The sequence below is a fragment of the Streptomyces sp. NPDC088794 genome (assembly GCF_044750545.1).
Lineage (GTDB): Bacteria > Actinomycetota > Actinomycetes > Streptomycetales > Streptomycetaceae > Streptomyces.
Window position 1 is genome coordinate 18,912 of sequence record NZ_JBIVKB010000028.1, and the last position, 22,792, is coordinate 41,703.

The window sequence follows — 22,792 nt, forward strand, 5'->3', positions numbered from 1 at the left end:
GTGTTGCGTCCAGACCGCGCGACTCTGCGCTCGGCCGCCACGGTCATCGTGCTCACCGGCGTCTTCCTTCTGGTCAACAGCCAGGTCGTGTATGCCGCCGGCAGCACCAGCCAGACCGGGGACCTGCTCGCCCCGCTGAACATCACCTCCTCCGAGGGGGTGTTGATCGACGGCTACGACCTCAACGCTTCAGGTGGCTCGATCGTCGACTTCAAGGACCAGGCCCTGGCTTTCGCCCTGTCCGGGCTTTTCACCCTGATCCGGCTACTGGTCGGACTCGCCGGCTGGGCGATCGAAGTCGCGCTCAGGTTCCCGCTGCTGAAGATCCTCACCCAGCCCGCACAGAAAACCGCCGACGCCTACGACCATGTCGTCGTCGACACCCTCGGGTTGAAGGGACTTCTGCTGGCCTGGGCGTTCGTCCTCGCCGGGTTCATGATCGTGCGCGGGCGGGTCGGCCGCGGTCTGGGGGAAATCTTCCTCACCCTGCTCATCGGGGCGATCGCCGCCTCGGCCCTCATCCGCCCCGACACCCTCCTCGGCACCGACGGACCGCTCGGGCAGGCCCAGCAAGTGGCCGCCGACGTCGCCCAGGAGAGCGTCAACTCCTACGCCTGGGGCGGGAAACTCGCCAGCAAGACCCCCTGCGACAGCATGGCCGCCAACGCCGAGACCAAGTGCGAGCAGACCGAGGCGGACAGGCCTGTCACTGCTGCGGATGTGGCCCGCCCCCTGCAGGACTCGATCACCAACGCGCTGATCGTCAAGCCTTACATGCTGCTGGAATACGGACGCGTCCTCGACCCCGCGAAGCCGGCCGACCGCAAGGCCTACACCGTCCACCTGAAATGGGTCACCGGCGGATACAAAGCCTCCGACCCTTCGGACGCGTCCGGGAATGCCGACTGCGACGCGCTCGCCAAGCCGATGCGCAAGACCTGCGAGGAGCAGAACAAGCAGGACAACACCTGCGACCTGATCAAGGGGCCGGGCAAGCAGTACTGCGAGCGGGACACCGGCGAACTCCCCAGCGGCGGCCTGCCGGAGCTGACGCCAGGCGGCGAACTCCTGGACGCCTCCCAGGCGATCGTCACCGACGAGGACCAGGAGTTCGCCGCCTTCCTCGCCGACCTGAACAAGGCCGGAGACGTCGGCAAAGCGTGTGCCGCCTACGCGGAGAAGCCCACCTGGTGGCGGGTCGGCGGCGCGTTCCTGCTGCTGATCGCCGCCCTGTTCATCTGCGGCATGCTCCTGTCCAGCGCGATCGTCCTGCTGGGCACCCAGGGCGTGTGCGCGGCCGCAGCGGCCGCGGGCGGGATCACGTTCGTCGCGGGCATGCTGCCCGGGCCTGCACGCCAGTCGGTGTGGAAGTGGCTGTCGTTGTGGGGGATCGCGTGCCTGGCCGTGATCGGGATCTGCGCGTTCATCCCGTTCTTCGGCATCGCCGTCGACGTCACCCTCACCAACGGCCCCGATCTGATGGTGGAACGGATCCTGCTCATCGACGTGCTGGCCATCGCGGGCGCGGCCGGGCACCGCCGCCTGCTGGCAGGGATCTCTTCCTTCGGTCAGCGCATGGTGATGCGGATGCGCTACGCCAAGGTCGGCGGCACCCACCTGCCCGGCGACACCTCCGAACTCGGCGCCGCGCTCGCCCTCAACTCCCCCACTGTGATGGGCGGATATGGCAGCGGGCTGCGCGCCTTCGCCGGCGGAGGTGTGGGCAGGTTCGGGTTGCTCGGCACCCGTCAGCGGCTGATGGGCGCACTCAATTCGCTGGTCGACGGGGCGGGCATGCCGGTGAACACTGGCGGGATCCTCGCCGACGCCACCGCCGAGGCCGGGCGCGGCCTGGCCCCCCTGACCGCGGCAACAGCCGTGGGCGGGCTGGCTGCAAGGCTCGGCGCGAAGGGGGCGTACGGGCTATTGATCGGCCGTCGCCCGGATCGAGAGCAGTTGGCCAAGTGGCGCAAGCCCACCGCCGACAGCGACCCGGACGCGGACACCGCCGGGCCGTCGGGCGACGGGAGGGGCGGTCCGGGCGGCAACGGGCCGCGCCGGCCCGGCGGTCCCCCTGACCGTTACCGCGACGAGGGCGGTCAGATCGTCGACCCCGTCTCCGGCCGGACGCTGCACGACCAGCACGCCGACCGCACGCTGCTGTCCACCCGGGCCCACAACCGGCTGGTCCGCTTCCGCGGCTACCGCATCCTCAACCGCAGCGGCCGCACCGCCTACGGGTCGACGCTCGGTCTGCCCGCAGGCGTCCGCCGGGCGCGGTCAGGGGGCTCGCGCTACGCCCAGGACGCCCGCCAGCAGGTACGGGTGTGGGGCAACACCATCCGCGAGGACAGCCGAGCCTGGGGCAACACCGGCCGGCACGTAGCCCGCGTCGTACGGGAGAACACCAACGACGCCAGTGGATCTGGCCCGTTCACCACCCGCCGACTCCCCACCGCAGCCCCAGCGCGCGCTGCTGCCAATACCTCTGCCCCTGCGCAGCCTCCTCCCACCGGCTCTCTTTCCCGCACGGCGTCGGCATCAGGGAGCAGGACGGGGGCAGCTCCTCCCCCAGTCCAACGCCAGCGCCGGGACGGGTTTGGCCCAACGCCTGGGTCCGACCTTGGCTCGGCCGTTCTTCCCGGGGGCGGGCGGCCGCGGAGCCAGGCGCGTGAGGAAGCGGCGGCCCGGATGCAGGAGCTGATGCGACGGACCGCACCTGATGCGGAACGCCTGCGGCAGGAGCGGGCCGGGCGCCAAGAACGGGCCCGGCGCCAGAACGAAGATGGTGAGGACGAATGACCGGGCCCGGCCGCCGCGTCCGGCAGTGGGGATGCGTGGTGGTACTGCTGCTGTTCGCCGCCGTGTGCAGTGCCGCACCGGTCGGGCACGCGATCAGCGCATACGTCACGCTCAAGACGGCCGCGCAGGAAACCGGCGGGATCGCCGAGGGCGGCAGTGCGGCGGACATCCCGCCGCGGATGCTGAACGCCTACAAGAAGGCCGCCGGGCAGATCGGAGAACACGCGCCGAAGTGCCGGGGCATGCGCTGGCCGATCCTCGCCGCCATCGCCGAGGTCGAGTCCCACCACGCCATCGGCCACACCATCACCGCAGCCGGCGACATCCGCCCGAAGATCTACGGAGTGCTCCTCAACGGCTCCGGTGCCGGCGGGAACACCACCGTCATCCCGGACACCGACAACGGACGCTGGGACGGCACCACAACCGGGGAACGCGCCGTCGGCCCCTTCCAGTTCCTGCCCTCCACCTGGCAGTCGATCGGGCATGACGGTAACGGGGACTCGACAGCAGATCCGCACAACGCCGACGACGCCGCCCTCGGAGCCGCCGACTACCTGTGCGGAGGCGGAGGCGGACGCGACCTGACCAAGCGGACCCAACTGAAGGCGGCGATCTGGCAGTACAACCACTCCGGCGAGTACGTGACCAACGTGCTCGGGTGGATCGACCAGTACACAGCGGCCGCCAAGGACCCAGACCTGAACAACGTCACAGGAACGGCCCGCACGGTCATCGAGGCCGCGCTCTCCCAACGAGGCGTGCCCTACTCGTGGGGCGGGGGCAACGCGAGCGGCAAGTCATACGGCATCTGCTGCTCACCGAAGGGCAAGAGCGGAACCGGCATCAAAGGCTTCGACTGCTCCGGACTCACCCAGTACGCCTACGCGCGGGCAGGTATCAGCCTGCCGCGTGTCGCGGCCGCCCAGGCCGCTGCCGGCCAGCGCATCCCCGCCAGCCTCGGCACCGGCGCACTCAAGCCCGGTGACCTGGTCTTCTTCGCCACCGCACCCAGCCACGACTCCACCATCTACCACGTCGGGATCTACCTGGGCAGCGGACAGATGATCAACGCCCCCCGCCCCGACACGGTGGTGCGCCTGGACGCCGTCAACACCATGTCCGGCTACACAGGAGGAGCACGACTGCTGTGACCACCGTCCCGCGCTCACCGCGTCTGCTGCTGCTGAGCACCGCCATGCTCACCGTCACCGGCATCGCCTTGCTGGACATGCCACACGGCCAGGAGCCGCCAACCGCGGCAACGGCTACGGCTACCGTCACGCACGCGGCCACGAATCCGTCATTTACGACCGCGGCGCCTCCGCTGAGCAAGCCGACCGCCAACTGGGCTCCGTCCACGACGCCTTCCGCATCGACGCCCTCGGTCCCCGCGTCCGCGCTGGCGCCGCATGGCGAGGGTGTCGCCGGTGACCGGGCCGTCCAGCGCAACCTGGAGACGGCCTGGCCCGCCGACCTTCCTGCCGCCGACGAGCGCGAGTTGCTCGCCGCCGGCCGGGCCTTGCTACGCGCGGACGCCACCGGCATCGGCCGCGGAAAGTGGCCCACGGTCTTTCCCACCTCGGGCGGGGCGGTGGCCCCGGCGTTCGCCACCACCCGCTTCCGTATCCAGGCCGCGATCGCCCGCCGCGACGGCAGCCCGGACAAGGCGGTGGTCCATCTGGTGTGGGCCGGCACCGACCACGGCGGCAACTTCACCGATCTGCGCATCACCGACTGGCACTTCACCCGCACCACCACGAAGGGAGCACAGACATGGACTCCGCAGCCCCGCACCTGACGGACCGGGCCGGCGAAGCAGCTGCCGGGCAGGCACTCGGCCTGCTTTCCTGCCTGGTCGACGCCGTCGACTGGCTGTACGACCGCTGGTATCTGCTCGCCGCGGCCATCGCCGTGTGCTGGGGCGTGGGCGAGATGGTGATCCGCCGTCTCGCCGCACACGCCTCGGCCCAGCGGATGGCCCTGGAACTCGTCTCAGGCCGGCACTTCGACCCAGGCCTGGAGGAGATCTTCCGGCGCGGCGTCCAGCTCGCCCGCGCCTCCACATCCATGCCCTGGTGGGCGCCGCGCCGGGCGAAGGCCGTGCAGATCCGGCTGCGCGCGGACGGCTCCAGCCCACTGCGTTACCGCGTCGAGGGCCCGGCCGGCGGTGAACGGCTGCTGTCCATCAGCCCCTTCGGGCCGGACATCACCGTCAAGCGGGCCCGGCCGATCGTCGACAAACCGCGTGAACACGTGGTGCGAGCCGAGTTCATCCTGCGGGGCAAGCTCACCGCGCCGCTGCGCGAGGTGCCGCTCTCCCCCGACCCCCTCCAGCCCCTCGTTGACGCCGTGTCCGATCTACGGGCCGAACTCGGCGACCTCGCCGAGATACGGCTGGACATCCAGCGCGCTGCGAAATGGTCGCTGCGGGCACGGCGCATGCAGCTGATGAGCGGCGCGCGCCGCTCCGAGCGCCGGGAGGCCCAGCGGGCCGCGCGCTGGCTGCGGCAGGACGCCAGCGGCATCGAGGACTCCTGGCGCGGTCAATTGCAGCAACTCCTCAGTGACCGGCCCGGCCAAGGTTCGGGTCGGCGGCTGGTGATGCCGCCCGTACCGCGTCGGGTGGAGCCGGCCGAGGCGCTGGGCAAGCTCGCCGAGGACGACCATCTGGTGCGGGTGCAGCTGCTGGTGATGTGCGCCTCGCACATCGAGGGCCGCGCCCAGGCCCGGCTCGGCCAGCTCCAGGCCGCGTTCGATGTGTTCGGCGGGCGCTCCCGGTGGGCGATGCGCGGCTGGCGGCTGGGTCCGTGGCGGATCGGCGCCGACCACTGGCCCACCCGCCGCGGCTTCGAGCGGCGCTGGGATCTCGGGCACTGCCAGCCGCCGCGCGGGAACTGGGTGAGGCTGGAGGAGCTCACCGGCCTGCTCAAACCGCCGACCGTCAACTGCCGTCTGCCGGTCCTGGCCGGGGACCTGCCGACCTTCGCCTTCGGCGACCCCACGCTGCTGCTGCAGGGCATCTACCGCAGTCCCGACGGCCGGCAGCGGCTGGTCGCCACGTACGCCGAGGAGACCTTGTTCGAGGTCGGGACGGGCAAGGCAGGCGGCGGCAAGACCGAACGGGCCCTGGCTCAGGCGATCGGCTGGGCGCACGCGGGCGGCGGGCTGGTCTTCGTCGACCCGCACCGCGACTCCTGGCCGCGGGCCACCACGTTCCTGGCGCACGAGAGCCTGATGGAGCGGATCGCACTGGTCGACCTCAACGGTCTCGGCGCCAACCCGCGGGTGAGCTCGTGGAATCCGCTGGGTATGCAGCACGGTCAGGCGGCGCACGAAGTCGTCGAGGCGATCGCCGACGCCTATGCCTCTGTCCTGGCCTGGGACGACGCGACCGCCCCGCGCGCGCTCACCATCCTGGGCGCTGCGCTCACCGTCCTGGTCGCCGTGAACGAGGCGGCCTGCCGGGCAGGCAGGCCCGAGGACCAGGCCACGATCTTCCACGTACGGGCCCTGCTCACAGACGCGTCGTTCCGCTCGGCAGCACTCGCCGCGGTGGCGGACCGGCTGGATGAAGAGACCCGCTCCTGGTGGAAGACCGTGTTCCCCACCCTGCCCACCGACTCATTCGCCGTGGTCATCAACCCGCTCGCCCGCCTGGCCTCCAACCCCATCACCCGCGCCTTCCTCGGCCAGCCCATCGGCGCCTACGACATCCGCACCGCGATGGACTCCAAGATGATCGTGTGGGTGTGCCCAGGCGGCAACGGCCCCACCGCCCGCCTACTGACCGCCTTGCTGGCCCGCGATCTGCTGCGGGCCGCACGCTCTAGGCGGGACACACCCGAGCAAAAGCGGGTGCCGTTCCGCCCCTACTTCGACGAGCTGATCACTCTCACCGGGGCAGCCCCGGAAACCATCGCCGCCATGTTCGAAGACCTGCGCAAGTACCGGTGCCACGTCCACGGCATGACACAACTGCTCTCCCGCCTGCCCACCCCAGTACGCCTGTCCCTGGTGCAAAACGCCTCCACCCTGGCCACCACCGCCGGGTCAATGTCCGCGATCGCCCCAGTCACCGCGGAATGGGGCGACAACCCAAGCCCCGACCGGGTCGCCACCATGGACCGGTTCGAACACTTCGTCTCCATGAACGTGCGCGGCCGTCGCATCGGGCCCGTCCAGCTGCACGGACCCCACCTCGACACCCTCTTCGCCGCCCAGGCCCGCCCACGAGACATCCCCGCACTGGAACGAGCCGCCCGGACGAACGCCAGGGCGGCCCCCCTCGATGAGCTCACCGAGCATGCCGCAGGACAACTCGACCGCGTCACCGCCTTCCTCACCGCACACACCCCGGCCGGCACCACCGCGGCCCGCCAGTCGAAGGAGAACGGATGGAACTGACCACCGATCCGCCCAATGCCGAGGGGCGGACGCCGGCGGGCTCCACTCCCAGCCCTACCGAGCCCCTCAAGCATCAACTCCTGGCCACGCTCGCCCAGCACCGCATGGCCTCCACCCACCAGTTGCACGTTCTGCTGCGGCCCGACCCTTCCCGCCAGTCCGTCTCCCAGCGGCTGAACCAGCTGCTCGGCGAGCACCTGGTCGACTTCGTCGTGCTGCCGCAATCCCATCGCAGCCGCGTCTGGTACCTCACGCACAAAGGTGCCCGCCTCACGCGGGACTGGCCCGCGCTGCGGGGCCGTCCGCCGTACCCGATCACCTCAGCCACGGCTGCCTCCCTCAAAACCCCGCACACCCTCACGGTCCTACGCACGCACCTGGCGTTCGTCGCGGACGCCCGCCGACACGGCGACGAACACGGTCACCTGGACTGGACCCCCGAGGTACTCCACACGATCGGCGACGGAGAGCGGGTCGTAGCCGACGCGGTCATGCACTACACACTCATCGAAGACCAACAACGACGGAAACTCAGGGCGTTCGTCGAAGTCGACCGCGCCACCATGAGCAGTGAACGCCTCGCGGCGAAACTGATCGAATACGCCCGCCTGTGGTCCTACCAGCCGCAGCCCGTCAGCCGTCAGCGCCCCAGACACACCGAGACCATCCCGGGCCCGGCGTGGCTGCGCCGGTACCCAGTCTTCCCACGCATCCTGTTCGCCCTCACCGCGGCCTCCCGGCAGGTCCTCAATGGCCGGATCAGCGATCTGCAGGCCATGGTCGCCCAACACCCCCTGGTGGCCACGATGGCCCAGCAAGTACCCCTGGGCGCCGCCGTACTGGAAGACCTCGAAGAACAGGGCCCCACCAGCGACGTCTGGACACCTCTCACCGGCGGCAAGTCGCGACCATGGACCAAGCTGTGACCCGACCCCCACACCGGACAAGGACGGCTACGGCAGGGAGACCATTCCCTCAGGCACCGGGAACACAGTTGCCCGACGGCGGGACCACTGAGCCGTGGTCTTCTTGAGGACCAGCGACTCCGGCTCACCCCCGCGTCGGCGGGGACCACTTCAACTACCTGGCCGCCGAGTGCAACGTCTCTTTCGTCTACTGCGGGACCGGCTCTCGCGAGATCGTCAACGAGGCCCGGCGCGGCAAGCGGCCCGGCCCGCCCGAAGGCGGATCAGGGGGCATCCCCCACCCTTGCCGTCAATCCGATCCCCTACAGCGCCGACGACTACGATCTGTTCCACGAAGTCGTCAAGGCCTTCGACCAGGATCTACGTCTGCACCAGCACACCCCGGGGGACCTCCTCAAGCTCGCCGAACACCTGCACCGGCGCACCGGCGGCTACATGAAGCCGCTGTCCTGTCTCGTCTGCCAGGCCGCCCAGGAAGCGATCGAGACCGGCGCAGAAGCCATCACCCCCGACCTCCTCGACAACCAGCTGGTGGGTTGCTTCGACGACGATCCGTTTCTTCAAGCCTGACGCACATCCCGTCGCTTCATCTGCTCGTTGCACTCCACGTGCTGCACCGCGTCTCGGGCCGACGCGCAGGTGACGCCGCCAACCACCGGGTCCGGACAGTTCGGCTTCCGCGCCGCCCCCTGTCAGCCTCCACCCCTGCCCCGTCCTCGGTATGCACCGCGGCTATGCGTACAGATCGGCTCCTCTCCCAGGAAGGACAGCCCATGGCTCTCTTCCACTGATGGATCGAAACTAACATGTAGCTCAACAGATACGCCCGCGCGTACATGCACACATGACTCGTTCATAACCCCCAACTAGAGTCCCTTGAGTCCCTTACGCGCGTCGTCTAGCGCCGTGACCTGTACTTTTGCTAGGGACCGAACAGCAGGGACTGAACGTGCAGAGGCCCTCCTGGCTAGGTGGGAGTCGAGTTGGGCGTAGCGGTAGGACGGCACCGTGCTGCCCTCGCCTCTAAGGCTGGGCCTCGGCGTTCGCAGGCTTCGCCGCCGCCCGCCTGGATCGTCGCCAGGTTCTTGGCGTGAGTCAGGCACGGGTCCCCTGCTGCTTCCGGGGGGTGATGCCGTACGTCGCCTGCGCGACCGGCTGCAAGCCTGTGTCTGATGTCAGTCCCTTCCGGTTCACTGTGCGCCAACACAGCGAAAGGGCAGGGATGTTGCATCTGGTGTACGACGACCCTCGCGGTTGGCTGCAGAACTACATCAAGAAGCGGCCGGTCCCCAATCGGGCTACGCAAGGCACCGGATTCATCTATGTGCTGGCGATCACCGGCGCTGTGTCCTACGTGAAGGTGGGCTCCACCGCAGGGCCGCGAGCCCGTTTCGAAGCCCTGCGCGGCGAGGCACACCGGTTCGGGTCGACGGTGACCCGTGCCTGGCTGTCGCCCGCGCACCCGGAGTACCAAACCAGCGAGGCCCGCGCTCTTGCGGCTTGCCGGCTGTTATCCGCCTCGTCGACGCCGCGCAGCGAGTACTTCCCCGAGCTCGACTTCGTCAGCGCGCGTCGCGAAGCAGTGAAGGCGGTTCTGGGGATCCGGGAACAGCCTCGGGTGTCAACGACAACGCGCGCTGCCGGTCTACACGAACCGTTCCCCAGCGCAGTACGACGCCGGCTGGCCCCGAGCCTCTACGACATCCACCGTTGGCGGAAGGACTACTTCGCCCAAGGCAGTCGGCGATATCGCTTCCAGCGTCGCCACACCAGTCCGTCGCAACGCTCGCAGGCGGACCAATTCCGCAAGACTCTCGAAGAACTTGTACGACCACGTGCTGCGGTGATCGATCTGTCGTCCCGCCGCCGAGTACACGTCGACGAGACGTCATGAGAATCTGCCCGCGGCCGGGCGCACGATCACTTCGTACGCGGACGGTACAGGTGCGGCTACTGGGCGATACCTTGGGGTGGTGGATCAAGGACTGCCCCATCCAGAGGCCGCCGAGCGGGTGACGAGCCGGGAGCAGGATGCCGTGCGGCTCCTGCTGCTCATCGACGGAGCCTGCGAGCAGGTGTCCGACGTCGAACAACGTGAGCCCGGGCTGGAATCTGCCGTAGGAGTTGTCCGCACTCAAGTGCGCTTGCAGAAGCTCGACTTCTGGCTCCGCAACCCTGACTACCTGGCAGATGAGCTGCTGACGAAGTATGAGGCGAGCGCCGAGGCCCGGCTGCTGGAGTTGGCCGCCCAGATTCTCGATTCCGAGGAACCGGAAGTGCGCTGCTACCCCATGCTGCGGCACCACTTCGGGGCCTACGAACCCTTGGACGACGCCCTCGCTGTACTACGGAGCGCCGGTCTGGTGGCGCGTCGACGCCGTGGAACCGTCGACCGGGTGCGCCAGCACGACTACTTCCTGCTGACGGCGGGACGCACCGTCGCGCGGGAGATGATCCGGCAGGCACCCGCCTTCCAGTACTACGTGGAGCGGGTCGGGCTGGTGCTCGATTTGGCTGACGGACGTGGTGGCAGCCAGCTGAAGCGACAGCAGTACCTGCAGCGTGAATACGCCGAGGCGGCCCGCGGTGATCGGATTGGCTCGGTGAGCGTGCGCGCACGGGCGCGGCTGGAGGAGCTGCGCAGGCAGGCAAGGGACGGGGAAGCAGGCGATCATGGGTGACGAGACTGCGCTGGAGGCGCGGATCGCGGCGCGCGGGCGGGTGACGGTCGAGGACGTGCGGACGGTGTTCGAGTCCCAGGGAATCCCGCTGGGAGCGCCTCCCGCCCGGCCGCGGCCCTTGCGGATCCACCGGCTGCGCGTGGCGGGGGTGCGGACCGGAGCTCTCGAACCCGGCCCGTTCGAGACCACGTTGAGGTTCGGCGAGGGGCTGACGGCCCTGGTGGCGTCGAACTTGCGGGGGAAGTCGAGTGTGCTGGAACTGGTGACGTGGTGTCTGCGGGGTACCCCTCGGGAGAAGAGCGGCGCCATCCACTGGCTGCGGGAGGTGGACCTCGACGCCACGGTCGCGGGCCAGGCCATGGGCTTCCGCCTCAACCTGGACAACGAGAAGATCACCTCCGCCGTCGCCCTGGCCGGCCCCGATCTGGACGCGCTGGAGGCCCGCCGCTCCCCCGACCCGGCGCAGCAGGTGCTGGCGCTGTTTCGCGCCGCGAGTGCGGAGAGCTATGCCGAGCAGGTGCAGGCGCTGATGATGCAGTGGATGGACCTGCACCCTCTGGTCAGTGCCAAGCAGGGGACGTCCGCGGTTGCCCACGGGTGGCCCGCGTACTTCGGGGCCCTGTATCTCCCGGCGGCCCGTTCTGCGGCGCTGCTCGGGGACGTCGTGATGGGTGGTCTGCCGGGCCGCCTCCTGCAGGTGTTCCTGGATCTGCCGGCCGCTGGTGTGCTGACCAAGGTCAAGACGCAGGCGGATCTGATGGCCGCCGCCCGCAAGCGTCGGCAGAGCGCGGCGAAAACGGCGCAGGAAGAGCGTTCAGCGCAGCGCCGGCAGACCGAGGAGGATCTTGCAGCAGCCCAGGCCCGCCTGGTCCAGCTGACGGAAGGCACGGCCGGTTCCGAGCAGGAGTCGTTGGCCGATCTGGCCGAGTCCACGATGCGTTTGGCGGCCACGGTGGTGGACCGTCAGCAGGCGTGGGATGACCTGATGCGGGTGCACCGGCAGGCCAAGGGCCAGCGTCAGCGGGACGAGAAGCTCCTCAACGATGTCCGCGAGAGCGCGATCGCACGCCGACTGTTCCACGGGCTCGACCCGACAACGTGTCCGCGGTGCGATCAGGACATCGCTGCGGACCGGCGCCAGTTGGAGCGCGAGGCACACAGCTGCGCCGTGTGTGCACGCCCCGTCGAGGGCGACGACGAGACGCCCGAGGACGTCCTGGCGGAGGCTGAGGAACGCGTACAACTCGACAATCAGGCCGAGCAGTTGGCGAAGGACGCCCTGGAGCAGGCGGAGACTGAACTCGGTCAGATGTCGCGTGACCTCAGCACGGCGCGGGAGAGGCTGCGGGGGGCGGATGCGGCCGCGCAGGTGCCGAAGTACGCCCGGGCCCGAGAGGAAGTAGTGCGCCTGGAAGGCGCGTTGAGCGTGCTTCCCGAGCTGCCTGACGCTTCCGACGATCCGGCCGAGGACCTGGCGATCAAGGTACTGCGTGCCGGCGCGAAGACCCTGGAGAACGACCACGCGAAGGAAGCGGACAAACTGTTCGCGGACCTCAACACGTCAATCGCCGACCTCGGGCGCAAGTTCGGCTTCGCCGCGCTGGAGTCGGTGAGTATCGACCGAGCCGCGCACCTCAAGGTGATTTCGGACGGCGGGCATGAGCGCAGCTTCACCGACCAGGTACCCGGGGAACGGCTCCGGCTTCGGATCGCCGTGATCGTGGCACTGCTGCGCGTGGGTGCGGCACACCAGGTGGCCACCCACCCGGGTCTGCTGCTCATCGACAGCCCCAAGGCGGAAGAGATCCAGAACGTCGACATCCACCTCCTCCTGGAGGAACTCCACGCTGTGGCGGAGGCAAACCAGCTGCAGGTACTCGTCACGACCGCGGACTTCGGCCTGGCCCATGATGTTCTGCCGCCTGACAGCATCAAGGAAGCGGCAGAAGGCAAGCCCCTGTGGTGACGCGAATATGACGCGGAGGGAGAGGGGACATGACGCAGCTCGCCGACCGCCTCAGCGACCTGGCCACCACCGGAGTCCGAGGGATCACGTTCCAGGACATCGGGCTGCCCGCGGACACGGTCCGCACCCAGGTGCCGGACGTTGCGGCCGGCCCGCTCGCCCCCCTCCTGGCCGAGGCGATCGTCCACACCTACGACGCTGCGGACGCTGCATGGAAGCAGGCGGCAGCCGCATTCCCCGCGGGATTCGCCCAGCAGAGCAGCGTCCTGGCCCTCACCTCGTCGCTGGAGACACTCCTGGGCAGCGCTGCCACCACGAAGGCGCTCGCCAAGTCCCTGAACGGAGCGCTCCTCGACGGGTTCACCGAACAGGTCGAGGAAGGCCCGCTCCTTGCCGCCGCCCGCCTGGAGGGTGCCATCAGGCTCGCCGCCTCCGATGCGGTCAGCCCCTACCAGGTCTGGGACATCCTCGAGGAACTGTCCGCCGACGGCCCGGAGGACTTCCTCGAGCGTCTCCCCCGCCTCCTGGGCGTCGCACTGGACTGCTGGGCGCAGCAGGAAACCCGCGTCTCCACCGCCGTGCGGGAGCTGCTGCAGCACCTGTCCGTCGACGAGGCCGCCGACGTCGAAGCCATGTTCGAACTCGGCTGCGACCGCCTGCGCACCGCCCTGTCCTCGACCGACCTGCCCGACGTCAGCCGCCTCATCAGCGAGGCACGCTCCCTCTTCGCCACAGTCGAAGCGGCAGAGGAAGCCCGCGATGACGCCTCCGCCTACCTCGCCGTCTGCGACTCCGTCCTCGGCTTCACCGCCCACAACGCCGAACAAGTGGCATCCGCTGCCGACCGGATCGAACAGGCCCTGGAACGCCGCCGGGCCTGGCTGCACGGCACCCACCAGCCCGCATGGCTCCAACCCCGCCAGGCCGCCGAGATCGCCTGGTCCCAACTCCTCATCCAACTACGGGCCGCCACGCAACTGTTCGCGGCCGACGTATGGATGGACTCCTGGCAGGCCATCGACGCGGTCCTCACCGCCTACCGAGCCGCCCGCACCATCCAGCCCCTCGGCACCACCCAGGACACCCCTGGACTGGCCTCGCTGGTCGAACCGGCCGTCGAGGACGGCTTCCTCCGCAAAGAGCACTTCCTCAGCGCCCTGCGGTACGCCGCAGCCCACCCCGAAGACTCCCCACGCCCCGGCTTCGACACCGCCACCGCGGCCGCCGTCCTCGCACGGATCGGGGCCCGGGTCCCCCACAGCCCAGCCGGCAGCGACCCAGACGGCTCAGACGACGAAGACCCCGACGCCGAGGCCGGCAGAGAACGCCTATACCGCATCGCCCCGACCGTCGTACGCCAACTCGGCGAGAAGGACGCTCGCCACCTCGCCTCGAACCTCGACGACACCGGACTCGCAGCCGTCGAGAGCCTCGCCCACGACAATGACGTCGCACGCCTCAACGCCGATGACCCCCTCATCATGCCGCTGCTCGACGGCTTCCTGGCCCAGATGTCCGAGCATGATGCGTTCACGGGCGCTGTCCGCCGGACATTCAGCGTGCTGGCCACCCAGACCCTGCTGTTCCTCAAAAGCCGCTCCGACCTGAACCGCACCAGCCTGGTCGGCCCCGGCAAAAAGGACGACCCTCCCTTCGACTACCGTCGCAAACCCGAGAAGGGGCATCGCGACGCCAACGAAGGCGATCTGCAGCGCGACTTCCACCAGTGGCTGCTGGCCGGCCCGCTGCACAGCGTCGTCCAAGTCGAGCCCGTCAACGTCGGCATGGGCCGCGCCGACGTCATGGTCCACTTCGGACCGCTGCGCTACCTCACCGAGATGAAACAGGACAGCGACGACAACAGCCGTGCGCACATCGAGGGGAAATACCTCACTCAGGAAGCCGAGTACACCAACACCAACGCCCCCTTCGGCCAGCTCCTCGTCCTCGACCTCACACCCAAGACCACCAGCGGCGGCACCCTGCGCATCGACGAACTCGCCTGGCTCGCTACTCACCGTCCCCGCGACGCCACCACCGACCGGCTCGTCCTCGCCGGAATCGTCACCGGCAATCGCATCACCCCATCTGCCTACTCGCGCTGATCGAGGCAGCCAGCCCAAGCCCAGACTCGTAGTACAGGAAGAGCATGAACGAATCATCATCGCCTCCCGGAGCCCCCGAGAGTAGAGCGAGCAATCCAGAGGACATCGCCGAGAGAGACGAAAGCGACCAAGAGAACCGCCCAGCCGTCGCGGCCGCCAAGGCCGTAGCTGCCTCTCAGATCGAGAAAGCAAAAAACGCCCGTCGAGCATCCGCTCACATAGACAATTGGCGAGTCGGGCTTCCCGCACTGTTGTCCCTCGCAGTGGCCATCGGAACCGCTCTCTACCTGGTCTACGACGCCGACGAACGGGAAATGAAAGGTGATGAATCCGGCGCTCCGTACAGCTGGTGGTGGCCTGTCGCATGCTTCGGCCTCGCGATCCTCCTCGGCGTAATCCACCAAGTACGCGAGACGAGTAGGGCGGCCGCCTACGACGAGGCTGTGCGCGCCGAAGAGTTCAACGTACGGATGGTCGAGCTTGACTACGTGCCCGAGACGGACGCACCGCTGTCGGCCAACCGAGCCCTTCTCCAGGAGTACCACCGCCTTTCGACCGGCCAGGCGAATGCCGCCTTCAGAGTTGCGGTATGGGTGATGACAACCACGGCCGTTCTCGTCCTCGCCGGGGCCGTCACCGTCGTCCTGACGCACAACACTGCCACCGCCATCACTCTCGCCTCACTGACTGCTTTCATCTCCGCGCTCAGCGGATACGTCTCGGCGACCCTCCTTGCCACCTACCGCGTCTCTGTTGAACAGGCCCGCTTCTACTTCCGTGAACCCCTTGCAGGCGGCTATCTCCTCGCGGCCGAGCATCTCGCCAAACGAGTTCCCGCCCCCGAGCACGTCCCCGCCCTCCACCGCGTCGTCGACGGCTTCATCCAGGCAGCCGTCAACATCCCCGGAGCCACCCCGGAGGCAACGCCACCGCAAGACCCCCCGCAGACCCCCTCGGCGATCGCGTAGTACCCGGACTCCCTCGGCTGGACAGACGCCCAGGAGCACGTCCAGGGCGAGGCGGCCGGCGGCGGCGATCTGCTGGGCCCACAGGGCACCGGGGGCACCGCTGGTCAGCGGGTTCGCCCAACCAGGTGCGGACGGCATCCGAGTTGGCGGCGGCGACGTGGTCGAGGAACGGGGCGGTCAGCCACCGTCCGCCAGCCGCTCCGTCCGGCACCAGCAGGTACGGCGCATGCTCCTGCAGCTCGTTCAGCCACGCCGCGGCCAGCCCGGAGTGGGAGAAGAAGCCGATGGCGCGCGGGTCCGCCCAGCCGGCGAGCTCCTTCGCCTATCCGGCACTCGGATGCGAATCGCTGCAACCCGACCGTCCCGAGACCCGACAGAGCGAGCAGCCGTCTCCCACCGACGAAAAACCCAGAGAAGTGGCACTTCGACCCGCAGTCTCCGCAGCCAGAGCACATGCTGACGCAAATATCGAGAAGGCGAAGGGTGACCGCAACGCGACTGAGGAAAAGGACATCTGGATAATTGTGCTCCCCGCAGTATTGACCGGCATGGTCACTGTTTCCCTCTTCGTGGCGTGGCAACTTAGTCAGAAGGCGTCCGACGAGGACAAGGTGGGCCCGGGCAGCGGATGGTGGGCCTTCGCGTGCCTGGCCCTCACTACCGTCCTCGTCGTGGTCTACCGCGTTCGCGCTGTCAATAGGGAGGCGGCGTACCAGGAATTCGTGCGCGTTGAGGAACTCAACGTACGGATGGCCGAACTGGATTACGTGTCCGAAACCGACGCGCCGCTATCAGCGAATCGCGAGCTCCTCCAGGAGTACCACCGGCTGTCCACCAGCCAGGCGCGCGCGGCCTTCCGACTCGCCACGTGGGTGCTGGGAACAGCCACCATCCTCATCCTCGCCGGTGCTGGCGCCGTGGTCTTGGCACACAACACGGCCACCGCAGTCACCCTGGCCTCACTGACGGCCTTCACTTCCGCGCTGAGCGGCTACGTCTCCTCAACCCTCCTCACCACCTACCGAGTCTCGGCAGAACAAGCTCGCTTCTACTTCCGTGAACCCCTCGCAGGTGGCTACCTCATGGCAGCCGAACACCTCGCCAAACGACTCGACCCACCGGAGCACACCGCCGCCCTCGGACGCGTCGTGGACGGCTTCATCCAGGCGGCCACCAACGTCCCCGGAGCGGCGGCCGACACCGCACCTGCCCAAGACGTCCCTCAAGACCCCAGTACGGCCCCCTGATCGATATCCACCAGATACCGCACAACCGCGCCCGACCTCTGTGTGAGCAGCGTCACAAAAATGGATTGCCGGTGTGCGCGTCGGCCAGGACCGAGAAGCGAAGTATTCCTCTCGGGTAAGGAGCAGCACACGGTGGAACGCACGTGGACCTATGAGCCCCATGTCCCCGTCATGGGGCACCGGGTCAGCGACGGAGCCGAGTTCGTCACTGTGACGGAGAGCGGTGTCCGGCTGGCAAGCCGCGAGGAGTTCAGCCGCAACTTCCAGGCCGCGGCCGCCCACAGAATCCGCAACGGGATCCTTCCGCCTCTGTATCTTCGTCCGCTTCCGGGGAAGACGCCGGACATCGTCGAGGCCCTCACGGTCCGCGCTGCCGTCTGCGGCGCGCGGCAGGCCGCGCGCATTGCCCGCGCCGACGGCACCGCCGGCGTCGACCGCATTGCCGCCAAGGTGCTTGTCGTGCCCCGCAGCGACCGGTGGCAGGAGGCTGTGTCCACGGCCCTGGCCGGACCGTGGTGCGACCCCCTGTGGGCCACCGGGGAGCTGTCGAGCACTGCGCTGGACTTGCTGAGGGCGGAGGCCCGTGCTCTGCACCGGCAGCTGGTGCCGATGTGGCGCCGCCGCACGCGGCACGGACGAGTGCTGTCCCTCGACGCCGACCTCGGCGGACTGACCCTGCACGACCTCGTTGCCGCCGAGACCGGCTACCTCGCACACACAGCAGGCGGGGTGTTCGAGGACGAACGACTCAACCGCGTGCTGAGCGCACTCGATCCAGTGGAGCGGCAGGTGATCTTCGCGTACGCCGAGGGCGAGGGCACCACCTGGACCGAAGCCGCGGCCGCCGCCGGGGCCGCCGACCCCGACGCCTTCGGCGAACGCGTACGGCGCAAGGCCAAACGGCTCGCCGCGGAACACACACGCCGCCTCACGCAGCGCCGCAGGGACCTGGCATGACCGATCCGAAGTCGACAGCCGTCTTCCGCCTGTGTGCGAGGAAGGGTGTAGAGCCTCTCGAAGTGATCGCCGTTCCGCTGCAGGACGTCGCCGTCCCCCTCGACGACTTCGACGTGCCCCTTGTGGGCGCTCGCGAGGACGGGGGGCTGTACGTGGTCCACGAGCGCACCTTCGACGGGGCCCAGCACACCTCCACGCTGCTGTGGGCGATGCTCTGGCGCCGAAGTATCGTCCGGCCCTCACACGGCACTCTCCTGCAATTGGCTGCCCGCGACCTCGTCCTGCCGTACGGCCCTCAGTGGGGCGAAGCCATCTCCACCACTCTGCTCGGACCCTGGTGCGACCCGCTGACCGCTACCGGACACCTGCCCGCGACAACCGTCGGAGCCCTGCGAGCTGAAGCCCGCACGCGGCACCGGCAAGCGGTACCCCTGTGGCGCCGCCGCACCCGACACGGGCGCGTCCTCTCCCTGGACGCCGACCTGGGCGACGGACTGTCGCTGTACGACCTCGTCGCCGCCGACACCGGCCTCCTGGCGGGTACTTCGGGCGGGGTGTTCGAGGATGAGCGTCTCAACCGCGTGCTGCGGGGTCTCGATCCGGCTGAACGGCGGGTGGTGTTCGCGTACGCCGAGGGCGCGGGCACCACCTGGACCGAGGCGGCAGCCGTCGCCGGCGCCGCCGAGCCGGAGGGCTTCGGTGAACGCGTGCGACGCAAGGCCCGGCGGCTCGCCGCCGAGCAGGTGCGCCGTATCGCGCAGCGACAGAGCCAACGGTAGTTCCAAGATTCTTTGCTGGTGAGGCCGGACGCCGAGACCGAGAGGTGAGCCCCTCTCGTCAAAGGAACCCCACCACCATGATCGTTCTGATTGTCCTTGCCCTGGTCATCCTCGCGTCGATCGTCTGGCGCGCCATGGACAACGTCCAGGAGGCCGATGTTCCCGCAATCGTCAGGGGCGCTCTCGTCGCGATCGTGACACTCGTCCTCACGTATGTGGCCATGCGCATCGTGCCACCCGAGGCCGTTCCCGACCTGCTGAACATCGCCCTCAAGGCCCTCAGGGCGGCATGAGCCGCGAGCACCTGATCGATCGACACCAAGGCAGCCGGGGCAGCCCAGTGGACGGCTGCGGTGCGCACCTCCGCTTGGCTGTCTGGCGCTGGACGGAACCGACTCCCGGTGCCGTTGTTCAGCACTCCAAGGGGGAACGACTCGGCCGGCGTGACGAGCAGGAGATGTTCGTCCTGTGCCGGCGCATCCTCCAGACCGCCCTGGTGTACGTGAACACCCTGATGCTCCAAGACGTCCTGGGCGAGCCGGAGTGGGCCGACCCCCTCACACCTGCCGACCGGCGCGGCTTGACCCCGCTGTTCTGGTCCCACGTACGTCCGTACGGGGAAGTGAACCTCGACATGGACACCCGCCTGCACCTCACCGCAGTCACCGTGCCAGGCCCTCGCATACCGGCAGACGCCGACACCGAGCAGCCAGCCGACCGAGCCTGAGTCCGCGGACAGCCGAGAAAGCCCGTTCTGGGGTGCCGGGGAAGCTTCAAGAGGGTTTCTACGAGATGGGTGCGAGGGCCCGGCATGCGGCGTTACCGTCCCCCTTAACACTGTGATTTAGGGGGAGGTCGGGATGCTCGACCCGGCATTGATCGCACTGGCCGCGTCCGGCGGCACGGCGCTGGTTACGGCGGCAGGGACGGATGCATGGAGGGGTCTACGCCAGGCGGTGGCGGGCTGGTTCGGCCGGGGCGATGCGCGGCGTGAGCAGGCCGAGCTAGACCGTCTGGACCAGACCGCGGCCGCCGTGCAGGCCACCGACTCGGCGGAGGTGGAGCGGGCCCGCAACCGCCAAGAGGCCGTCTGGCAGACCCGCATCGAGACCCTGCTGGAAAGCCTGGACGGGACCGAGCGGGAGCGGGCGGCCGAGCAGCTGCGCAGCCTGCTCGCACAGCATGCCCCGCAGGGCGGCGTGGTCGCCGGACCGGGGGGGTTGGCCGCGAACGCGGTAGACATCCACGCCGAGCAGGGCTCGATCGCGGCTGGTGTGATCCACGGAGGGGCCCAGATCGGCACCCCTCCCATGCCGGTTCCGCCCCAGGGCTGAGCGGACCGGCCACCACAAGCCCACCCGAAGTCCCACACCACCCCATCGGCGACGGCACCAGGAGCATTACCGCGACCGGCGGCGGCTTCGCCGTCGGCAGTGTCAACGGGGGAATCCACCAGCATCGGCATTCCTCCCCGCGGCGCGAGCCCGCAGCGTGGCCGTACCAGGTCGGGGTCATCCCCTCCCGGGCACAGTCCTTCCAGCACCGCGACGAGGCGGACCGGCTGCAGCCGACGGTCGACGGCGGTGGCACCGCGGTCTTGCGCCAGGTGCTGACCGGCATGGGCGGGGTGGGCAAGACCCAGCTCGCCGCCAACTACGCCCGCACCGCCTGGGACACCGGCGGTCTCGATGTCCTGGTGTGGGTCACCGCGAGCGCCCGCTCGCCCGTGATGACCGGATACGCGCAGGCCGGCGTCGACCTGTGCCGAGCCGACCCCGACGATCCGGAACAGGCGGCCCGCTCCTTCCTGGCCTGGCTGACCCCCAAGGCCGGCCAGCGGCCGTGCCGGTGGCTGATCGTCCTGGACGACGTCGCCGACCCCGAAGATCTGCACGGCCTGTGGCCGCCGGACAGCCCGTTCGGCAGGACCCTGGTCACCACCCGTCGCCGTGACGCCGCCCTGACGGGGGAGGGACGCCGCCTGGTCGAGGTCGGCCTGTTCACCGAGGCCGAAGCCGTCGCCTACCTCGCCGCGTCTCTGGCTGCGCACGGACGAACCGAGCCCGCCGAACAGCTCACCGCCCTGGCCACTGATCTCGGGTACCTGGCCCTGGCCCTGGCACAGGCCGCCGCCTACCTCATCGACTCCGGCGAGACCATGGCCGCCTACCGCGACCTGCTGGCCGACCGCGCCACCGCGCTCGCCGACCTCGCTCCCGACGCACTGCCTGACGAGCAGGCCGTCGCCCTCGCCGCCGCTTGGTCCCTGTCTATCGACCGCGCCGACCGACTTCGCCCCGCAGGCCTGGCCCGGTCCATGCTCCAACTGGCCGCCCTACTCGACTCCAACGGCATCCCCCACGATGTGCTGACCGGCGAGGTGGCCCGCGTTCACCTCGCCTCGCACCGCACCGGCCAGCATCCCACCGAGGAACCGGCTCCCCTCGCCCGCCGCGACCCGGTACGCGCCCTGCGCGCCCTGGACCGGCTCAGCCTCATCGACCACACCCCTGACACCCCCCACCAGGCCGTCCGCGTCCACCAACTCATCCAGCGTGCCACCCGCGACACCCTCACCCCCGACCAGCGAGAGCAGTACGCCCGCACCGCCGCCGACGCCCTCATAGCCGCCTGGCCCGACAACGAACGCGACAGAGACCTCGCCCAGGCCCTGCGCGCCAACACCGACGCCCTCACCCGCCACGCCGAAGACGCCCTGTACCGGCCATACGCCCATGGCGTGCTCTTCCGCATCGGCCAAAGCCTCGGCGACAGCGGCCAAGCCCGAGCCGCCACCACCCACTTCCATCAGATGGCGGACACCAACACCCGCCACTTCGGCCCCGACGACCCCGACACCCTGACCGCCCGGAACAACCTGGCCTTGTGGCGGAGGGAGGCGGGGGACGCGGCGGGTGCCGCGGTCGCCTACACCGAGCTGCTGGCGGATCTGGTGCGGGTGCTGGGCCCTGACGACTCTCGCACCCTGACCACCCGCGGCATCCTGGCCAAGCTCCGGGGGGAGGCGGGGGAAGCGGCGGGTGCCGTGGCCGCCCTCGTCGAGCTGCTGGCGGACCGGGTGCGGGTGCTGGGCCCTGACGACTCTCGCACCCTGATCACCCGCGGCAACCTGGCCGACTGGCGGTGGAAGGCAGGGGACATGACGGGTGCCGCGGTCGGCTACACCGACCTGCTGGCGGACCAGGTGCGGGTGCTGGGCCCCGACCACCCCGACACCCTGACCACCCGGAACAACCTGGCCGGTTGGCGGGGGGAGGCGGGGGACGCGGCGGGTGCCGCGGTCGCCTACACCGACCTGCTGGCGGACCTGGTGCGGGTGCTCGGTGAGGACCATCCTGAAACTCTCACTGCCCGCTCCAACCTGGCCCACTGGCGGGGGGAGGTGGGGGACGCCGCAGGCGCCGCGGCCGCCTACAACGAAGTGCTGGCGGACCGGGTACGGGTGCTGGGCCCCGACCACCCCGACACCCTGGCCACTCGGAACAACCTGGCCAACTGGTGCGGGGAGCTGGGGGACGCGGCGGGTGCCGCGGCCGCCTACACCGACCTGCTGGCCGATCAACTACGGGTGCTGGGTGAGGATCACCCCCTCACCCTGCACACCCGGAACAACCTGGCCTACTGGCGGGGGGAGGCGGGTGACGCGGCGGGCGCCGCAGCTCTCCACGCCGAACTGCTGGTCGACCGGGTGCGGGTACTTGGCCCCGACCATCCCGACACCCTGACCACCCGGAACAACCTGGCCGACTGGCAGGGGTGGGCGGGGGACGCGGCGGGTGCCGCGGTCGCCTACACCGAGCTGCTGGCGGACCGGGTGCGGGTACTTGGCCCCGACCACCCCGACACCCTGACCACCCGGAACAACCTGGCCGACTGGCAGGGGTGGGCGGGGGACGCGGCGGGTGCCGCGGTCGCCTACACCGAGCTGCTGGC

At 69.5% G+C, this 22,792-nt stretch carries 18 protein-coding genes; all 18 read left to right on the forward strand.

The features are described 5' to 3' along the window. Positions 1-2,802, forward strand: coding sequence for a hypothetical protein (locus tag ACIP6U_RS46450; protein ID WP_401729349.1), 2,802 nt, complete (start codon positions 1-3; stop codon positions 2,800-2,802). Beyond that, positions 2,799-3,956, forward strand: coding sequence for an NlpC/P60 family protein (locus tag ACIP6U_RS46455; RefSeq protein ID WP_401729351.1), 1,158 nt, complete (start codon positions 2,799-2,801; stop codon positions 3,954-3,956). The genes ACIP6U_RS46450 and ACIP6U_RS46455 overlap by 4 nt, the downstream gene beginning before the upstream one ends. Further along, complete coding sequence (locus ACIP6U_RS46460) at positions 3,953-4,603, forward strand: hypothetical protein (protein WP_401729352.1); 651 nt, start codon at positions 3,953-3,955, stop codon at positions 4,601-4,603. Before ACIP6U_RS46455 ends, ACIP6U_RS46460 begins: the two co-directional genes overlap by 4 nt. Further along, complete coding sequence (locus ACIP6U_RS46465; RefSeq protein WP_401729354.1) at positions 4,579-7,209, forward strand: ATP/GTP-binding protein; 2,631 nt, start codon at positions 4,579-4,581, stop codon at positions 7,207-7,209. Before ACIP6U_RS46460 ends, ACIP6U_RS46465 begins: the two co-directional genes overlap by 25 nt. Further along, complete coding sequence (locus tag ACIP6U_RS46470) at positions 7,200-8,135, forward strand: replication-relaxation family protein (RefSeq protein WP_401729356.1); 936 nt, start codon at positions 7,200-7,202, stop codon at positions 8,133-8,135. Before ACIP6U_RS46465 ends, ACIP6U_RS46470 begins: the two co-directional genes overlap by 10 nt. 435 nt (positions 8,136-8,570) lie before the next feature. Further along, positions 8,571-8,705 (forward strand): hypothetical protein, encoded by a 135-nt coding sequence (locus ACIP6U_RS46475; protein WP_401729358.1) that lies wholly within the window; start codon positions 8,571-8,573, stop codon positions 8,703-8,705. Between the two features lie 652 nt (positions 8,706-9,357). Beyond that, positions 9,358-10,029, forward strand: coding sequence for a hypothetical protein (locus ACIP6U_RS46480; protein WP_401729359.1), 672 nt, complete (start codon positions 9,358-9,360; stop codon positions 10,027-10,029). 79 nt (positions 10,030-10,108) lie between these two features. Beyond that, a complete protein-coding gene (locus tag ACIP6U_RS46485; protein ID WP_401729361.1) occupies positions 10,109-10,816 on the forward strand; it encodes a hypothetical protein in 708 nt (235 codons plus the stop codon). A gap of 250 nt (positions 10,817-11,066) precedes the next feature. Then, positions 11,067-12,782 carry a hypothetical protein gene (locus tag ACIP6U_RS46490; RefSeq protein ID WP_401729362.1) on the forward strand — a complete coding sequence of 572 codons (1,716 nt, stop codon included), beginning with the start codon at positions 11,067-11,069 and terminating at the stop codon, positions 12,780-12,782. Positions 12,783-12,811: 29 nt separating this feature from the next. After that, positions 12,812-14,887 carry a hypothetical protein gene (locus ACIP6U_RS46495; protein ID WP_401729363.1) on the forward strand — a complete coding sequence of 692 codons (2,076 nt, stop codon included), beginning with the start codon at positions 12,812-12,814 and terminating at the stop codon, positions 14,885-14,887. A gap of 44 nt (positions 14,888-14,931) precedes the next feature. Then, a complete protein-coding gene (locus tag ACIP6U_RS46500) occupies positions 14,932-15,855 on the forward strand; it encodes a hypothetical protein (protein ID WP_401729365.1) in 924 nt (307 codons plus the stop codon). Positions 15,856-16,139: 284 nt separating this feature from the next. Beyond that, positions 16,140-17,102, forward strand: a complete 963-nt coding sequence (locus ACIP6U_RS46505; protein ID WP_401729366.1) for a hypothetical protein — start codon at positions 16,140-16,142, stop codon at positions 17,100-17,102. A 132-nt stretch (positions 17,103-17,234) separates the two neighbouring features. Further along, positions 17,235-18,059 carry a hypothetical protein gene (locus ACIP6U_RS46510; protein WP_401729367.1) on the forward strand — a complete coding sequence of 275 codons (825 nt, stop codon included), beginning with the start codon at positions 17,235-17,237 and terminating at the stop codon, positions 18,057-18,059. Beyond that, positions 18,056-18,838: a hypothetical protein gene (locus tag ACIP6U_RS46515; RefSeq protein WP_401729368.1), complete on the forward strand. Its 783-nt coding sequence runs from the start codon at positions 18,056-18,058 to the stop codon at positions 18,836-18,838. Before ACIP6U_RS46510 ends, ACIP6U_RS46515 begins: the two co-directional genes overlap by 4 nt. Before the next feature lie 77 nt (positions 18,839-18,915). Beyond that, entirely contained in the window at positions 18,916-19,131 is a 216-nt protein-coding gene (locus ACIP6U_RS46520; protein WP_401729369.1) for a hypothetical protein, read from the forward strand. Between the two features lie 74 nt (positions 19,132-19,205). Beyond that, positions 19,206-19,565, forward strand: a complete 360-nt coding sequence (locus ACIP6U_RS46525; RefSeq protein WP_401729370.1) for a Tn3 family transposase — start codon at positions 19,206-19,208, stop codon at positions 19,563-19,565. Positions 19,566-19,698: 133 nt separating this feature from the next. Beyond that, the gene (locus ACIP6U_RS46530; protein WP_401729371.1) at positions 19,699-20,172 is read left to right on the forward strand and encodes a hypothetical protein; all 474 of its coding nucleotides are present in this window, start codon (positions 19,699-19,701) and stop codon (positions 20,170-20,172) included. Positions 20,173-20,444: 272 nt separating this feature from the next. After that, positions 20,445-22,792: tetratricopeptide repeat protein (locus ACIP6U_RS46535; RefSeq protein WP_401729403.1), on the forward strand; the 2,348-nt coding region annotated here is incomplete at its 3' end.